The organism is Stenotrophomonas sp. (assembly GCF_059505245.1).
This window is the reverse complement of record NZ_JCACKF010000037.1, coordinates 263,232-279,433: the sequence shown is the minus strand read 5'-3', so window position 1 is coordinate 279,433 and position 16,202 is coordinate 263,232. Positions and strand designations below refer to the sequence as shown.

Here is a 16,202-nt window from a genome sequence, read left to right as displayed (position 1 = left end):
CTCGGCAGGGTGGCGGGGCGCTGCACGAGCGGCGCGCATCCCACCACATGGAGAAATCAACAATGAAGGGACTGAAGCTTGCAACTGCCGTGGTCGCGTGCGGCCTGATCTTTGTACCACCCGTGTTGGCTTCTGGAGATCAGCCGGCAAAAGTGCTTGAGGATCCAGGTGCCTACGCGGAAGTAGTTGCGCTGTTGGAGCGTGAAGCTGCGAACCAGCTGACGCGTCATTTGCAGGAGAGGGGTGAGCTGCGACAAATCAGCGTCAGCATCAGTCTTGATGTGAAGGCAAGATCGATGGTGATCAGCTTTGGGCCTGGATACCTTCCCGGCCCGGATCGCGGTTATGACGAGCTCTTCCTGATTCCGATGGCATCTACGTTGAGGTTCTACGCCGAGAAGTCAGGACTGGATGTGAATGATATTGACTTCCTGTTTGACGGAAAAACACTTGAGGAATACTACCCCGAGGATCTGGCCGTCCCGCCGAAGACGAAAGAGAAGTTGACGCATACATCAGCTTTGGTGTCAGCAAGCCATGGCTACATCAGCTTGCATCCCAGCAGGGAATGGAAGTTTCAGCGCCCAGCGCCTCTCGGCATTCAGGAAGACACGCTGAGTCCACTGTTTGGTGACGAACTGCAAGTATTGATGGAACAACGTAGCGGCCTGACGGTGCACCGGGCACGGAGCCGCTCCACGGAACTCCATCCGGAGTCCGGGAAGCCATGGGAGCACATGTCATCCCGCTACCACCTCAAGGCGCTTTTCCCCGAACGCACCGACATGTGGAATGAGTTTCCGAACAGCCCAGAGTCTGCTCGCGAAAAGGAAGAGGACATACGGGCTCGGCCAAACTATGCAAACCATCTGGGTGTGGATGTGATGCTGAGCCTGCACACCAATGGCAGCGATTCAGCCAGTCTGCGTGGAACCGAGGTCTACTATCATCAGGACAAACCGCAGGACAAGGCGCTGGCGGATAGCATTCTCTGTGGGATGCGTGAAATCATCCGAGCGCAACCGGGCTATCGGGATTTCCCGATTCGCGAGAGTTCGACCTCGGCCAGGCACGGCGAGAACCGCATTGGGAAGATGCCCTCGGTGATCATCGAAACCGCCTACCACTCCAATCCTGACGATGTGGCCGCCTTGCAGGACCCCGTCTTCCGCTCGGCGGCGATGAAAGGGGTGGAGAAGGGCTATCGCCTGTGGGCACAGGGCAAGGCTTGTGAGCCTTTGACGCTTCACCCCCTTCCCGATGTCGAGGTTTCGCTGCAGGCGGTGCGCGAGCTGACAGTGGGTTTCGCGGGCAATCCCCAGTACCCCCTGGAACTTGAAGTGGCCGTGGCAGATTGCGACCGGCCCGGATACTGCACGCCGTGGAAGGGCCGCTTTGAAGATCCGGATGCGCCGGTGAAGTTCGAAGTGAGCTGCTCCTCCACGGAGCCCGGCTCAGTCCGCTGGAATGTCCTGTTGCGCGATGCGGACGATGTCGTCGCGGCACCGGTGGCGTTCACCCAGTCCTGCGTCCGGGCCTGAGTGATGCCTGGAGAGGGTAGAAGGGTTGCGAAAACGGGCGCTTGCGCGCCCGTTTTCCTTAGTCGAGCATAGCTCGACTCTACAAACCACCGGTCAGCTGGCCTTGCCCTGCGCGTCCAGATAGCGCTCGGCGTCCAGAGCGGCCATGCAGCCGAAGCCGGCCGAGGTGATCGCCTGGCGGTAGTGTTGATCGGCCACGTCGCCGGCGGCGAACACGCCTTCCACCGAGGTCTGGGTAGCGTTGCCGCCCAGGCCCGAACGGATTTCCAGGTAGCCGTTGTTCATCGCCAGCTGTCCGTCGAACAGGGTGGTGTTCGGGTGGTGGCCGATGGCCACGAAGAAGCCGTGGGCGTCGATGTCGCGGGTGCCGCCGTCCAGGGTGGACTTCACGCGCACGCCGGTCACGCCGGCATCGTTGCCCAGCACTTCCTCCACCTGGTGGTGCCAGACGGTCTCGATCTTGCCTTCGGCCACCTTCCTGAACAGCTTGTCCTGCATGATCTTCTCCGCCTTCAGGGTGTCGCGGCGGTGGACCAGGTAGACCTTGCGGGCGATGTTGGACAGGTACAGGGCTTCTTCCACGGCGGTGTTGCCGCCGCCGACCACGACCACGTCCTGGTCGCGGTAGAAGAAGCCGTCACAGGTGGCACAGGCGGACACGCCGCGGCCCTTGAACTGGTCTTCGGTCGGGATGCCCAGGTACTTGGCGGTGGCGCCGGTGGCGATGATCAGCGCGTCGCAGGTGTACTCGTGGCTGTCGCCGATCAGCTTGAACGGGCGCTGCGACAGGTCGGCGGTGTGGATGTGGTCGAAGATGACCTCGGTCTCGAAGCGCTCGGCGTGGGCCTGCATGCGCGCCATCAGGTCCGGGCCCATCAGGCCGTGGGCGTCACCCGGCCAGTTGTCCACCTCGGTGGTGGTCATCAGCTGACCGCCCTGCTGCAGGCCAGTGATGACGACCGGCTTCAGGTTGGCACGGGCGGCGTAGACGGCGGCGGTCCAGCCGGCCGGTCCGGAACCGAGGATGACGAGGCGCTGGTGGCGGGAGGGCAGGCTGGTGCTCATGTAGACTCGCGAAAAGGTAGATGGGACAAGGCGCTGGCGATGTTTGCGCAGCATCCGTGGCTGGTCATAGAGTGGCGGCTGGGGCAGGGCGATTCAAGCCGATGAACAGAACGCCGTCATCCAGCGGTGGTTTCGGCCCTGTCCGGGCCCGGTCAGAAGTCGCATAACTGAAAACTGACGCCGTCTCATTTATTATCAATCACTAACAGCGCATTCCAAAGGTATGGTCTAAGGTGGCGAAGCAGGTCCCTGAACGCTCCAAGTCGGACGACAGCAAGGCGTCACGTCGCACGGCCGCGGCGGCGACGACCGACAATCCACGCCGCCAGCGCCTCTGGCGCGACCTGGGCCTGATCGCGATCGCGCCGGCCCTGCTCTATCTGGCGGCGAGTCTTTTCACCTATTCAGCGACGGATCCGGGCTGGTCGCATACCGGCAGCGTGGTCGCGCCGGTGCACAACCTCGGTGGTCGCGCGGGCGCCTGGATCGCCGACGTGCTGCTGCAGTTGTTCGGCTACATCGCCTTCCTGCTGCCGGTGGTGCTCGGTGCGCTGTCGTGGATTGCCATGTTCGGCCTCAAGCGCGAGAGCAAGGGCGAGAACGACCTGGACCCGGCGCTGCGCCTGGTCGGCCTGGTCGGTTTCCTGATTGCTGGCACCGGCTTCCTGCATGTACGCCTGTTCAGTGGCGATGTCTCCAGCGCCGGCGGCATTCTCGGCAAGCTGGTTGGCAATTCGCTCACGGTGGGCTTCGGTGCGCTGGGCGCGAACCTGTTCGTGCTGGTGCTGCTGCTGGCCTCGATTACCCTGGCCACCGGGCTGTCCTGGTTCACGGTGATGGAAAAGATCGGCCGTGGCGTGATGTCGCTGGCACCGTTGCTGGCGCGCAAGAAGGAAGAAGTCACCGAGTGGCAGCAGACCCGGGTGATGCGCGAGGAGCGCCAGGAAGTGCGCAAGGCCGATGCCGAGGTCCGCGCCAAGCGCGAGCCGGTGAAGATCGAGCCGCGCCCGGAACCGGTGATCGAGAAGAGTGACCGGGCCAAGCGCGACACGCAGATCCCGATGTTCCGTGGCGTCAACGGCGACGGCTCGGACCTGCCGCCGTTGGCCCTGCTGGACGACCCCAAGCCGCAGCCGGTGGGCTACGACAAGGAAACCCTGGACGCGCTGTCACGGCAGATCGAGTTCAAGCTGAAGGATTTCCGCATCGACGCCCAGGTGGTCGGCGCCAACCCCGGGCCGGTCATCACCCGCTTCGAGATCGAGCCCGCGCCGGGCATCAAGGTCAGCCAGATCAGTTCGCTGGACAAGGACATCGCGCGCGGCCTGTCGGTGAAGTCGGTGCGCGTGGTCGACGTGATTCCGGGCAAGTCGGTGATCGGCCTGGAAATTCCCAACGTCACCCGCGAGATGATCTACCTGTCCGAGCTGTTGCGCTCGAAGGAATACGACAAGTCGGCCAGCGTGCTGACCCTGGCGCTGGGCAAGGACATTGCAGGGCGCTCGACCGTGGCCGATCTGGCGCGCATGCCGCACCTGCTGGTGGCCGGTACCACCGGTTCGGGCAAGTCGGTGGCGGTCAACGCGATGGTGCTGAGCCTGCTGTTCAAGGCCTCGCCGAAAGACCTGCGGATGCTGATGATCGACCCGAAGATGCTCGAGCTGAGCGTCTACCAGGGCATCCCGCACCTGCTGGCGCCGGTGGTCACCGACATGAAGGAGGCTGCCAACGGCCTGCGCTGGTGCGTGGCCGAGATGGAGCGCCGCTACAAGCTGATGAGCGCGGTGGGCGTGCGCAACCTGGCCGGCTTCAACAAGAAGGTGAAGGAAGCGCAGGATGCCGGCCAGCCGCTGATGGACCCGCTGTTCAAGCCGAACCCGGAGCTGGGCGAGGCGCCGCGTCCATTGGAGACGCTGCCGTTCATCGTCATCTTCATCGACGAATTCGCCGACATGATGATGATCGTCGGCAAGAAGGTGGAAGAGCTGATCGCGCGCCTGGCACAGAAGGCGCGTGCGGCCGGCATCCACCTGATCCTGGCCACGCAGCGCCCGTCGGTGGACGTGATCACCGGCCTGATCAAGGCCAACATCCCGACCCGTATCGCCTTCCAGGTCAGCTCCAAGATCGACTCGCGCACCATCCTCGACCAGTCCGGCGCGGAGACCCTGCTGGGCCACGGCGACATGCTGTACCTGCCGCCGGGCACCGCGCTGCCCGAGCGCGTGCATGGTGCGTTCGTGTCCGATGACGAAGTGCACCGCGTGGTCGAGCACCTCAAGGCGATGGGCCCGGCCGACTATGTCGACGGGGTGCTGGACGAGGTGCAGACGATGGGCGACGGCGTGGTCGTCGGTGCCACCGGCCTGCCCGAGACCAGTGCGGCCGGCGACGAGTCCGACCCGCTGTATGACGAAGCGCTGCGGGTGGTCACCGAGACCCGCCGCGCCTCGATTTCCGGCGTGCAGCGCCGGCTGAAGATCGGCTACAACCGTGCAGCGCGACTGATCGAGGCCATGGAAGCGGCCGGCGTGGTCAGCCCGCCCGAGCACAACGGCGACCGCACGGTGCTGGCACCGCCGCCGCAGAAGTAAGGCCCGACGTATCCCCCACGACGTCCAAGGAACCGACGCATGCTTCACCCCGTACCAAGCGCGCTGGCGCTGGCGCTGGCAGCCTTCCTGGCTGCCGGCCCGGCACTGGCAGAAACCGCCACCTCCGCGCCCGCCACGGCGCCGCCTTCCACCAGCGGCGATACCGAAGCCAGCAATAATTTCAGCATTGTCCGTTACCGCGCCGACTACCAGGTGCGGCCGGATGCGGGCAATGTGCAGACCGAAACCTACGAAGTCCTGCTCAAGACCAAGGCCTCCGTCGAGCAGTTCAGCCAGGTGCGGCTGAGCTACAGCGAAAAGATGGAGACGCTGGAAGTGCTCGGTGCCTACACCATCACCGCCGATGGCCAGCGCCGCGACGTGCCGGCCGATCGCATCTACACCCAGGAGAGCTACTCCAGCGCCTCGGCGGCGATGTATGCCGACCGCAAGGTGCGGGTGATCGTGTTCCCGAACCTGGCCCCGGGCACGCGCCTGTACTACCAGGTGCGCCGCACCCAGGCCACGCCGTACTTCCCGGGCTATTTCGGCCTGTGGGAGACCTTCAACGTCTTCACCGAGTACGAAGACGCCGAGGTCACCCTGACTGCGCCGGCCAGCCTGCCGATGTTCGTCGACAGCCGCGGCGTGCAGGGCAGCGATCGCCCGACGGTGAAGAACGGCCAGGCGCAGTGGCGCTGGCGCTACCAGCGGCGCGAAGCCATGCCGGCACAGAACTGGTCGGCGGCGGGCTGGGAGTTCGGCCCGAACATCATGGCCAGCACGTATCGTGACTGGTCGCAGATGGGACGCGCCTACCAGCTCAAGGCCGGCCCGGCGGCCGACGTGACCCCGGCGCTGCAGGCGCTGGCTGATGAAATCACCGCTGGCATCAGCGACCGGCGCGAGCAGGCCGATGCGCTGTACCGCTGGGTGGCGCAGAACATCCGCTATGTGGCGGTGTACCTGGGCAATGGCGGCCTGGAGCCGAACAGCGCGCAGAGCATCCTCGACAACCACTATGGTGACTGCAAGGACCATGTGACGATCCTCGAGGCACTGCTGGCAGCCAAGGGCATCGCCAGCTCGCCGGTGCTGATCGGTGCCGGCGGTGGCCCGACGCTGCCGAAGATTCCGGTGCTGGGCCGCTTCAACCACGCCATCACCTACATCCCGGAATTCGATCTGTACCTTGATTCGACCACCGCGTGGGCCCGCTTCGGGCAGCTGCCGGAAGGTGACCTGGGTGCGCCGGTGATGCGTACCCGCGACGCCACGCTGGCACGCACCCCGGCCAACACGCCGCAGCGCAATGCCACCTCGATGGAAGTGCGTTTCACCTTCGACGCCAACGGCAACCTGCGCGGCGAGACCATTCCGAAGCTGGGCGAGAACGCCGAGATCGGCATGCGCGCCCAGTTCTCCCAGCTCAACGCGCAGAATCGTGCGCGCGCCGAGGAGCAGATCATGGCCGCGTCCGGTTTCGACGGGCGAGGGCAGCTGCAGATCCAGGGCGTGCCGGTCGACCTGACCCGGCCGTTCGGCTATCGCATGGCCTTCCAGGCCGAGGACTACGCCGACTTCAGCGTGGCCGGCGGCATGGCCGTGCCGGATCCGCCGGGCGGCGAGTCGGTGCGTGGCCTGTACGCCACCGCTTCTGCGCCGGCCAACGAGACGCCGTTCTACTGCAATGCCAGCCTGCGCGAGGAAACCTATCGCCTGCAGTTCCCTGCCAATGCGCCGATCATCGCCATCCCGGCCAACCAGCGTTTCACCAACGCCGCTGGCGAGTACCGCGTGGACTGGAGCCGCGAGGGGCAGGACGTGATCGTGCGCCATCGCCTGCAGCAGAACGCGGTGCGTGGCCCGGAGGCGCTGTGCCAGCCGCAGGACTACACCGCATTCCGCGCGTTGTATCGCGAAGTGCGGCGTGGCTTCCGTGGCCAGGTGCTGTACGGCAAGCTGCCGGGCTCGGGCGGCTGAATCGCCGATGGACGTTCAGGGCGGCATAATGTCGCCCTGATCGCCCATTCATCTTTCCCCGGGCACACTGGCAACCACCTTTCCTGGCGCCCGCGCCCACAGGATTCCCGCATGAACTTCCGCTTCCGTCGTTTCCTTGCCACCACCACCCTGGCCGTGGCCTGCGCCGCCGCCGGCAGCGCCTGGGCAGGCGCCCGCGATGACCTGAAGACCTTCACCAGTGGCCTGAAGGGCCTGGATGGCCAGTTCAGCCAGCAGGTGTTCGACAGCCGCGGCAAGGTGAAGGAATCGACCAGTGGCCGCGTGGCCCTGTCGGCGCCGCGCCTGTTCCGCTGGGAATACGTGCGCCCGCACGAGCAGTTGATCGTGGCCGACGGCAAGAAGGTCTGGATGTACGAACCGGACCTGGAGCAGGCCACCGTGCGCGAGCAGGGCAAGGAAGAGCAGAACAGTCCGCTGACCGCGCTGATCAACCCGGCGCTGCTGGAACAGCAGTACGACGTCAGTGAAGAGGCTGCGCAGCGCGACGGCCTGCAGTGGCTGTCGCTGTCGCCGAAGCGCGAGACCGAAGCCAGCTTCCAGTACGCCGCGCTGGGCTTCAATGCCCAGGGCCTGGCCAAGATGGAAATCACCGATGCGGTTGGCCAGCGCACCGTGATCAGCTTCAGCGGCTGGAAGCGCAACCCGGGCTTTGCCGCCGGTACCTTCAGCTTCACCCCGCCGAAGGGCACCGACGTCATCGGTAATTGACCTGTGGGCGGAGGCGCCTTGGTGGGTGTCAACCTTGGTTGACACGCTTTTGATCTGCCGGCCAGCGGCCGGCACTACCAGACATCGCGTCCCGCCCGCCGGGCACGGCCCGGCGCTACCGTTGGGCGGCGCGGTACAATGACCGGGTGGCAAGACATCGTTCAACTTCCTTCCCTGGTCCCGATCTGCTGAGCGTCGATCGGGAACACCTGCGCCCGCTGGCCGAGCGCATGCGTCCGCGCACTCTCGACGAAATGGTTGGGCAGAAGCGCCTGCTGGCGCCGGACAGCGCGCTGCGTCGCGCGGTCGAATCCGGTCGCGTGCATTCGATGATCCTGTGGGGGCCGCCAGGCTGTGGCAAGACCACGCTGGCGCTGTTGCTGGCCGAGTACGCCGACGCAGAATTCCGTGCCATCTCCGCCGTGCTCTCCGGCCTGCCGGAGGTGCGCCAGGTGTTGGCCGAGGCCGCGCAGCGTTTCGCCGAAGGCCGGCGCACCGTGCTGTTCGTGGATGAGGTGCATCGCTTCAACAAGGCGCAGCAGGATGCGTTCCTGCCGCACATCGAGCGCGGCACGATCCTGTTCGTCGGCGCTACCACCGAGAATCCGTCGTTCGAGCTGAACTCGGCGCTGCTGTCGCGTTGCCGCGTGCATGTGCTGGAAGGTGTTTCGCCGACCGATATCGTCGAGGCGCTGGAACGTGCGCTGGCTGATCGCGAGCGCGGCCTGGGCGAAGAGGGTATCGAGGTCGCCCCCGAACTGCTGCTGGAAATCGCCACCGCCGCCGATGGCGACGTGCGCCGTGCGCTGACCCTGTTGGAGATCGCTGCGGAACTGGCGGGCGGGGAGGGGGGGCGCATCACCCCACAGACCCTGGCCCAGGTGCTGGCCGATCGCACCCGTCGCTTCGACAAGGGTGGCGAGCAGTTCTACGACCAGATCTCGGCGCTGCACAAGTCGGTACGCAGCTCCAACCCGGATGCCGCGCTGTACTGGCTGACCCGCATGCTTGATGGTGGCTGCGACCCGTCCTACCTGGCGCGCCGGTTGACCCGCATGGCCATCGAGGATATCGGCCTGGCCGATCCGCGCGCGCAGAGCATGGCGCTGGAAGCCTGGGACATCTACGAGCGGCTGGGCAGCCCGGAAGGCGAGCTGGCGTTCGCGCAGCTGGTGCTTTACCTGGCCAGCACCGCCAAGTCGAACGCCGGCTATGCCGCCTTCAACCAGGCCAAGGCCGACGTGCGCGAGAGCGGCACCGAAGAAGTGCCGCTGCACCTGCGCAATGCGCCGACCAAGCTGATGAAAGAGCTCGGCTACGGCGCCGAGTACCAGTACGACCATGACGCCGAGGGTGGCATCGCGCTGGACCAGACGGGTTTCCCGGATGCGATGGGCGAACGGGTGTACTACAACCCGGTGCCGCGTGGCCTGGAAATCAAGCTGAAGGAAAAGCTGGACCGGCTGCGTGCCGAGCGCGAAGCGGCGAGGGCGGCAAAGGGTCGCTGACCCGGTTTATGTAGCGTCGAGCCGCGCTCGACTCCGCTCTGGACCGGGCCAGCAGCGCCTGCGGCAACGGCAGCCGAGCATGGGCTCGGCTCTACAGGGCCAATGGCAGCCGAGCATGGGCTCGGCTCTACAGGGCCAATGGCAGCCGAGCATGGCTCGGCTCCACATTGTTCCCGGCGGCGGTCTTTGGCACACTGCGCGGCCACTTTTTCAAGGATTGATGCCGTGCAGGAAATGATTCTGCCGTTGAAGCGCTACGCCCAGTTCGAGGGGCGTGCCAACCGTCGTGAGTACTGGATGTTCCAGCTGTTCATGCTGATCGTCTCCGCCGTCCTGATGGTGCCGCTCGTTGCCGGGCTGGTGATGCAGTCCGACGTCCTGGGCATCGCGTCGATCATCCTGTTTGTCGTGTTCTGGCTGGCCACGTTCGTGCCGGTCATCGCCGTCACCGTGCGCCGCCTGCACGACTGCAACCAGTCGGGCTGGATGTACCTGCTGGCCTTCGTTCCGTTCGGCGGCCTGGTGATCTTCGTATTCGCGCTGCTGCCGGGCACGCCGCAGGAAAATGCTTATGGTCCGGTGCCTTCGGGGCCGTGACATTTCGCGAGTCGGGCATGGCTCGACTCCACAAGAGGCAAAGAAAAGAAGCCGGCATTTCGCCGGCTTCGTCTTTACTTGATGGTGCAGTCGCCGAAGGACAGGTAGTCCGTGCCGGAACTGAACTGCAGCGTGCAGCTGGCGGTGAACGTCGCGCCTTCTTCCAGTGCGCCCAGCTTGGCCGCCTGCTGTTCGTCGTCGCTGGTCAGTCGGGCCAGGACATTGCCCTGGTCGTCGCCGGCCTCGATCAGCGGCTCGCCCGCCAGGTTGCTGGAAACGCTCAGGGCTACGGCAGTGAATGTCACCGTCTGGTTGAGTTGGTCCATGCCCAGTGACGAATTGCCGGCTTCTTCAAAGGCCTGGTAGAGCGTTGGCAGGTCCTGTGCGGCATGGGCGGCCAGCGGCGCAAGCAGGCCGAGGGAGAGGGCGATCAGGGTGGTGTGCTTCAAGGGAGTCTCACAATCATGGGATCCAATCCCATGGCGGTTGTGTGCAGATGAACGCGACCCGGATGGCGGCGAGTGCCCGCCATCCATGGCTGCGCTGGAAGCGGGGCGATCCAATGCCCCGATGGGCGGCAAAATAGGGGAATTGCTGCCCCTTGCGCAACCCGGGCATGCGCGCGCGTGATACACAGCGTGACGTTTGATCGATGTGATAATCATTCGCGTTTAAGGTAGACTGCGGTCCCTTGTGAACCGGCGGCCCTGGGCCGCTTCTGCCGCCCCTGATGAAGCACTTTGTTCCGCCTTCGCGCCGTGGTCCGCTGGCCCGCGGCTTGGCCGCCTTGATGATGGGTCTGCTCCTGGTCACCCCATATGCCCATGCACAGCAGCGCAACCCGCTGCAGAAGATCGGCCGCACCGTGCTCGACGAGCCTGCGGCCAGCTATCGCTTCGAGCATTTCGTGGTGGACAGTCCCGACCAGCAACGCCGCTGGCGGGTGAACCTGGCGATTCCGGCCAAGGCCGGCAAGACGCCATCCCCGGTGCTCTACGCGCTGGACGGCAACGCCGTCGCGATGGTCCTGGATCAGCCGTTGCTGGCCGAGCTCGCCGCGCGCAAGGCGCCACCGGTGCTGGTGCTGATCGGCTACGACAACGACCTGCGCATCGACTCCAAGGCGCGCACCCGCGACTACACCGCATGGATCGATCGCGCCGACGACGAGAGCGGTACGACCCAGGCGGTTGGCGGTGGGGCTGCCGCGTTCCTGGATGTGATCGAGCGCCGCATCAAGCCGGAAGTGGAGCGTCGCGCGCGCATCGACACGCAGCAGCAAGCGCTGTGGGGCCACTCACTGGGTGGGTTGTTCGTGCTCAATGTGCTGTACACGCGTCCGGCCGCCTTCCAGTCCTATCTGGCCGCCAGCCCGTCGCTGTGGTGGAGCCAGGGTGCGGCGCTGGGGGATCCGGAACAACAGTTCGTGCAGAACGTGCACGGCCAGCCGGCAAGGCTCTGGCTGATGCTGGGCGGTGCCGAGCGTGTCGGTGATCGCGGTAAGCGCGACATGAGCAATCCGCGCGTGGTCGCGCACCTGCGCCGCATCGGTGGCGCCACCCCGGATGCGGCGATGCAGCTGTCCGAGCGCTTGGGCAAGGTGCCGGGCCTGAGCGTGCAGTACCGCGAGTTCCCCGGCCTTGGCCACGGCCCGATGCTGCCGGCGTCGTTCCATGCGGCGCTGCATGAGCTGTACGGCGTGACCGATCGCAGCGCCGGCGATGGCGCGCCCAATGGCGGTGACAACGCCGCCGAATGAATCCCTTCGCACGCGCTGCCGTGCGACCCCACTACCCAGGCGAGGCTGCCGACGTGCAGCGGCCCAGGCAACCGATGACCCCCGCGCCACGTGGCGCGGCCTACGTGTGCAAGGAGCCTGCCATGTCGTTCCGTCCGTCTCTCCGTCTTACCTCTCTCGCTGCCGGCCTGCTGCTGGCAGTGACCGCCACCGCGCAGCCGGTGTTCGACCAGCCGGCCAACGCCACCTTCAAGGGTGAGGTCGTCTCACGCGGTGAGAACGTGGTTCCCGGCAGCACCGCCGACGTGGTCGGCCGTGGTTTCGTGCCGGGCCAGAAGGTCAGCCTGCTGCGTGGCGACAGCGTGCTCAACGCACAGCCGGTGGTGGTCGATGCCGATGGCAACTTCAAGACCCAGCTGAGCATTCCGGCCGACGCGGTGCCGGGCACCCACCCGGTGGTGGTGCGCGCCAGCCAGCCGGCTGCGGCCACGGTGCTGAAGCTGCGCGTGTCGCCGCAGTTGCCGCTGTCCGGCCAGGCGCAGTTCGCCACCCGGTCCAGCAAGCTGGTGCCGGGCCTGTACCAGTCCGCCTACAGTGCCGCCAGCAACGCAGTGTTCGTGACCTCGGCGGTGGGTCGCCCGCCGGTGACCCAGTCGCAGCTGCTGAGGCTGGACCCGACGTCGCTGAAGGTGACCAGGGCGATCACCCCGGCGCAGGTGCCGGGCAGCACCAATGGTGCGGTGTACGCGGTCTACGGCGTGGGCGTGGATGACACCAACGGCAATGTCTGGGTGACCAACACCCGCCAGAACTCGATCGCGGTCTACCGGCAGAAGGACCTGTCGCTGGTCCACCAGTTCCCGGCCGACACTGTGCCGCACGCGCGCGACGTGGTGGTCGATGGCACCCGCGGCAAGGTGTTCGCCTCGGCAACGGGCGAGGACCACCTGTCGGTGTTCGACGCCAGGACCTTCAAGGAGCTGCCGGCAGTGACGCTGGAATCCGGCGTGGACGACGGCACGTTCACACCGATGAGCCTGGTGCTGGACGAGAAGGGTGGCAAGCTGTTCACCGTCAGCATCGGCACCCCGGAAGCGGCGGTGATCGATGTGGCCAGCGGCAAGGTCGAGAAGGTCATCGATCTGGGCAATTCGATCAGTGCCTCGGGCGTGGCCTTCGATGCGGCACGCAACCGCCTGTACGTCGCCTCGCAGGGCACCGACAACCTGCTGATCGTCGACGTGGCAGCCGGCAAGGTGCTGCATGACGTGCCGGTCGGCGCCGGTGCGCTGAACGTCGCCTTCGATGATGCCTCCGGCCTGGCCTATGTCAGCAACCGTGGCGCTGGCACGGTCACCGTGGTGAATGGTGACGGCAAGGTGGTCGCCAATCTTGATGGCGGCACGCTGCCGAACCACGTCCGCGCCGATGGCAAGGGCAACGTGTTCGCGGTGAACAAGTCGCGCGGCGCTGAGGACCCGAAGGGTGACCGCATCACCCGCATCACCCCGAAACAGTAAGTCACACGGTGGGGCGGCGCGCGCGTCGCCCTGCCAGCAAGGAGAACGAGCATGAACATCGCGTCCCGTCTGCGCCTGTGTGCGCTTCCGTTGGCTGTTTCGCTGGTACTGGCCGCCTGTGGCGGCGCGTCGACACCGCCTGATGGCCAGAAGGCCGCCGAACCGCCCGCCGCAACGGCCGCTGCCGAAACCGCGTTGCCGGCAGGCTGGCAGCGCGTGGCCGGTGCCGAACTGCCGGCCGTGCATGACCAGAAGGCGGTGCTGCCGGCCAAGGTGCATTCCGATGACGGCGCCGATATCGAGGTGACCGATACCAGCCGGATCATTGCCGGTGGCGACGACGTCATCGCGGTGATCGAAGCACTTGGGTTGGGCACGCAGGTATTCGCCGCGCCGACCAACACCACCACCCAGGCCGGCCTGGCCGCGCCGCACCAGTTCCTGTTCAACCGCACCACTGGCGTGGAGGGCGTGCTGAGCCTGCAGGGCTCGCTGTTCCTCGGCAACAGCCTGCGCCGCCACACCGAGCTGGCCAAAAAGCTGCGCGAAGTCGGTGAGCCGGCGGTGGTCATCGATGATCTGCAGCCGGCGCCGGACAAGGTGCGCAAGGTCGCCGCCGCACTAGGGCTGGCCGAAGCGGGGCAAACACTGGCCACGCAGGTGCAGCGCCAGCTCGACGAGGCTGCAGCGATTGGCAAGGGCCTGGGCCATGCGCCACGACTGATCCACGTATCGGCCACCGGCGCTGGCGGCTCGCCCACTGTCGCCGGTGCCGACAGCGCGTCAGCGCAGCTGATCGCGCTGGCCGGCGGCATCAACATTGGCACCGAGGCTGGGGTGAAGAACTACTCGCAGCTGAGCAACGAGGGGGTGGTCGCCGCGGCACCGGAGGTGATCCTGGTGACCGAGCATGACCTGCGGCTGTTCGGCGGTGCCGAAGGCCTGTGGAAGGCGTACCCGACGCTGAAGCAGACGCCGGCCGGGCAGGCCAATCGGGTCTGGGTGATGCCGGATGTGCAGCTGAAGTACACCAGCGTGGGTTCTGGTGCGGGCGCGCTGGCGCTGGCCAAGGCCCTGGCGGCGTTGCCCAAAGCATGAGTCCGGCGGATCGGCGCCGCCGTCGCGGGCGGACGATGTTGATGGTGGCGTTGCTGGCACTGCTGGGGGCAGTGCTGGCGTCGTTCGCCGTGGGTCCGTTGCGGTTGCCACCGCTGGAGGTGATGCAGGCGCTGGCGGTGAAGCTGGGCCTGCTTGACCCAGAGGCAGTCAGCAGCCGTGATCTGGCCGTGGTCTGGCAGCTGCGCATTCCGCGCGCCCTGTTGGGTGCGATGGTCGGTGCGTCGCTGGCGATGGCCGGTGCCAGTCTGCAGGGCCTGTTTGGCAATCCGCTGGCCGACCCCGGCATCGTCGGTGTCAGCCAAGGTGCTGCGCTGGGTGCGGTGGCCGCCATTGTTCTCGGCGCTGCCGGTGCGGCCGGCTGGCTGGTGCCGGTGGCAGCCTTCGTCGGCGGCGCGCTGGCGATCGGCCTGACCTATGCGCTGGCCCGGCCCGGCAAAGGCAGTGGGAATGCCACGCTGCTGCTGGTCGGCATCGCGATGGCCGCGTTCTGCTCGGCGCTGATTGGTTTCCTTACTTACATCGCCAGCGAAAGCGAGCTGCAGTCGCTGGTGTTCTGGCAGATGGGCTCGCTGGCGCGCGCCAACTGGGCCGACGTGGCCGCGGTGGTGCCGCTGTTTGCGCTCGGCGTGTTTGCGCTGCAGCGACTGGCCACGCCGCTGGACATGCTGGCGCTGGGTGAGCGCCAGGCGCAGCACCTGGGGCTGGACGTGACCCGTACGCGGCGTCGCCTGGTCGCGTTCAGTGCGCTGCTGGTGGGCGCAGCGGTCGCCTTTGCTGGTTCGATCAGTTTCGTCGGCCTGGTGGTGCCGCACGTGGCGCGACTGTTGGTCGGCCCGGGTCATCGCTGGCTGCTGCCGTTGTCCGGGCTGCTCGGTGCGCTGCTGATCGTGGTGGCCGACACCGCCGCACGCACGCTCGATCCACCTGCGGAGATTCCGCTGGGCCTGTTCTCGGCCGCGCTGGGTGCGCCGTTCTTCCTGTGGCTGGTGCTGCAGCAGCGCCGCAAGGCGGCGCCATGAGCGTGCTGCTGAAACTGCACCAGGTGGTGGTGCGCCGCCAGCAGCGCGAGATCCTGCATGGCATCTCGCTGGCGTTCGAGCCGGGCACGGTGACCGCGCTGGTTGGCCCGAACGGCGCGGGCAAGTCTACGTTGCTGGCGGTGGCGGCCGGTGACCTGCGCGCCGATGCGGGCGAGGTGAGCCTGTTGGACAAACCGCTGGCCAGCTACAAGGCCGGGCCGCTGGCACGCGAGCGCGCGGTGATGCCGCAGGAGCATGGCGTGCGCTTCGCCTTCAGCGTGGAGGAAGTGGTGGCGATGGGACGGTTGCCGCATCCGCCGGATCCGCGTGTGGACGATGCACGGGTGGAAGCTGCCATCGATGCCGCCGAACTGCAGGCGCTACGCCTGCGCGAAGTGCAGCAGCTGTCCGGTGGCGAGTCCGCCCGGACCACGTTCGCGCGCGTGCTGGCGCAGGACACGCCGCTGCTGTTGCTTGATGAACCGACCGCGGCGCTGGATCTGCGCCACCAGGAGCGTACGTTGCGCAGTGTGCGTGCCTGTGCCGAAGCCGGTGCGTGCGTGATCGTGGTGCTGCACGATCTGAACCTGGCCGCCGGCTATGCCGACCGCATCGTGTTGCTGGAACAGGGCAGGGTGGCCGCCGATGGCACGCCGCTGCAGGTGCTCACCGAAGACAACCTGCAGCGGGTCTATCAGCAGGATGTGGTGGTGCTGGAGCATCCGCGGCGCGGGGTGCCGTTGGTGGTGGTGACGTAGTCCGGATCTG

At 66.4% G+C, this 16,202-nt stretch carries 13 protein-coding genes; 11 read left to right on the top strand and 2 right to left on the bottom strand.

Annotation, left to right across the window (positions count from 1 at the left end; all coding sequences use genetic code 11):
• The first annotated feature begins 62 nt into the window (after positions 1–62).
• Positions 63–1,541, top strand: coding sequence for an N-acetylmuramoyl-L-alanine amidase family protein (locus AC5JLE_RS14690; protein ID WP_496065422.1), 1,479 nt, complete (start codon positions 63–65; stop codon positions 1,539–1,541).
• A 93-nt stretch (positions 1,542–1,634) separates the two neighbouring features.
• On the opposite strand, the gene trxB is transcribed toward AC5JLE_RS14690, so the two are convergent.
• Positions 1,635–2,606, bottom strand: a complete 972-nt coding sequence (gene trxB / locus AC5JLE_RS14685) for a thioredoxin-disulfide reductase (RefSeq protein WP_100450018.1) — start codon at positions 2,604–2,606, stop codon at positions 1,635–1,637.
• 233 nt (positions 2,607–2,839) lie between these two features.
• On the opposite strand from trxB, the gene AC5JLE_RS14680 reads away from it, so the two are divergent.
• The 5 genes from AC5JLE_RS14680 (at position 2,840) to AC5JLE_RS14660 (ending at position 10,038) form a co-directional block, all read left to right on the top strand.
• The gene (locus AC5JLE_RS14680) at positions 2,840–5,200 is read left to right on the top strand and encodes a DNA translocase FtsK (RefSeq protein ID WP_197561075.1); all 2,361 of its coding nucleotides are present in this window, start codon (positions 2,840–2,842) and stop codon (positions 5,198–5,200) included.
• A 39-nt stretch (positions 5,201–5,239) separates the two neighbouring features.
• Positions 5,240–7,183: a DUF3857 domain-containing protein gene (locus tag AC5JLE_RS14675; protein WP_197561076.1), complete on the top strand. Its 1,944-nt coding sequence runs from the start codon at positions 5,240–5,242 to the stop codon at positions 7,181–7,183.
• Between the two features lie 111 nt (positions 7,184–7,294).
• On the top strand, positions 7,295–7,933 hold the full coding sequence (gene lolA / locus AC5JLE_RS14670; RefSeq protein ID WP_005413289.1) for an outer membrane lipoprotein periplasmic chaperone LolA: 639 nt from the start codon (positions 7,295–7,297) through the stop codon (positions 7,931–7,933).
• 230 nt (positions 7,934–8,163) lie between these two features.
• Positions 8,164–9,441, top strand: coding sequence for a replication-associated recombination protein A (locus AC5JLE_RS14665; protein WP_262217303.1), 1,278 nt, complete (start codon positions 8,164–8,166; stop codon positions 9,439–9,441).
• Between the two features lie 225 nt (positions 9,442–9,666).
• Positions 9,667–10,038, top strand: coding sequence for a DUF805 domain-containing protein (locus AC5JLE_RS14660; RefSeq protein WP_014647091.1), 372 nt, complete (start codon positions 9,667–9,669; stop codon positions 10,036–10,038).
• A gap of 74 nt (positions 10,039–10,112) precedes the next feature.
• Here AC5JLE_RS14660 and AC5JLE_RS14655 read toward each other — a convergent pair whose 3' ends face one another.
• Positions 10,113–10,487 carry a hypothetical protein gene (locus AC5JLE_RS14655; RefSeq protein ID WP_014647092.1) on the bottom strand — a complete coding sequence of 125 codons (375 nt, stop codon included), beginning with the start codon at positions 10,485–10,487 and terminating at the stop codon, positions 10,113–10,115.
• A gap of 281 nt (positions 10,488–10,768) precedes the next feature.
• Between AC5JLE_RS14655 and AC5JLE_RS14650 the strand changes: the two genes are divergently transcribed.
• The 5 genes from AC5JLE_RS14650 to AC5JLE_RS14630 all read left to right on the top strand — a co-directional run bounded on the left by AC5JLE_RS14650 (position 10,769) and on the right by AC5JLE_RS14630 (position 16,192).
• On the top strand, positions 10,769–11,797 hold the full coding sequence (locus AC5JLE_RS14650) for an alpha/beta hydrolase (protein WP_496065421.1): 1,029 nt from the start codon (positions 10,769–10,771) through the stop codon (positions 11,795–11,797).
• A gap of 122 nt (positions 11,798–11,919) precedes the next feature.
• Positions 11,920–13,296, top strand: a complete 1,377-nt coding sequence (locus AC5JLE_RS14645) for a YncE family protein (protein WP_032961048.1) — start codon at positions 11,920–11,922, stop codon at positions 13,294–13,296.
• Between the two features lie 51 nt (positions 13,297–13,347).
• On the top strand, positions 13,348–14,394 hold the full coding sequence (locus AC5JLE_RS14640; RefSeq protein ID WP_401732787.1) for a heme/hemin ABC transporter substrate-binding protein: 1,047 nt from the start codon (positions 13,348–13,350) through the stop codon (positions 14,392–14,394).
• Positions 14,391–15,434, top strand: coding sequence for a FecCD family ABC transporter permease (locus AC5JLE_RS14635; protein ID WP_053494715.1), 1,044 nt, complete (start codon positions 14,391–14,393; stop codon positions 15,432–15,434). Before AC5JLE_RS14640 ends, AC5JLE_RS14635 begins: the two co-directional genes overlap by 4 nt.
• Positions 15,431–16,192 (top strand): heme ABC transporter ATP-binding protein, encoded by a 762-nt coding sequence (locus AC5JLE_RS14630; RefSeq protein ID WP_049403890.1) that lies wholly within the window; start codon positions 15,431–15,433, stop codon positions 16,190–16,192. Before AC5JLE_RS14635 ends, AC5JLE_RS14630 begins: the two co-directional genes overlap by 4 nt.
• The last annotated feature ends 10 nt before the right edge of the window (positions 16,193–16,202 follow it).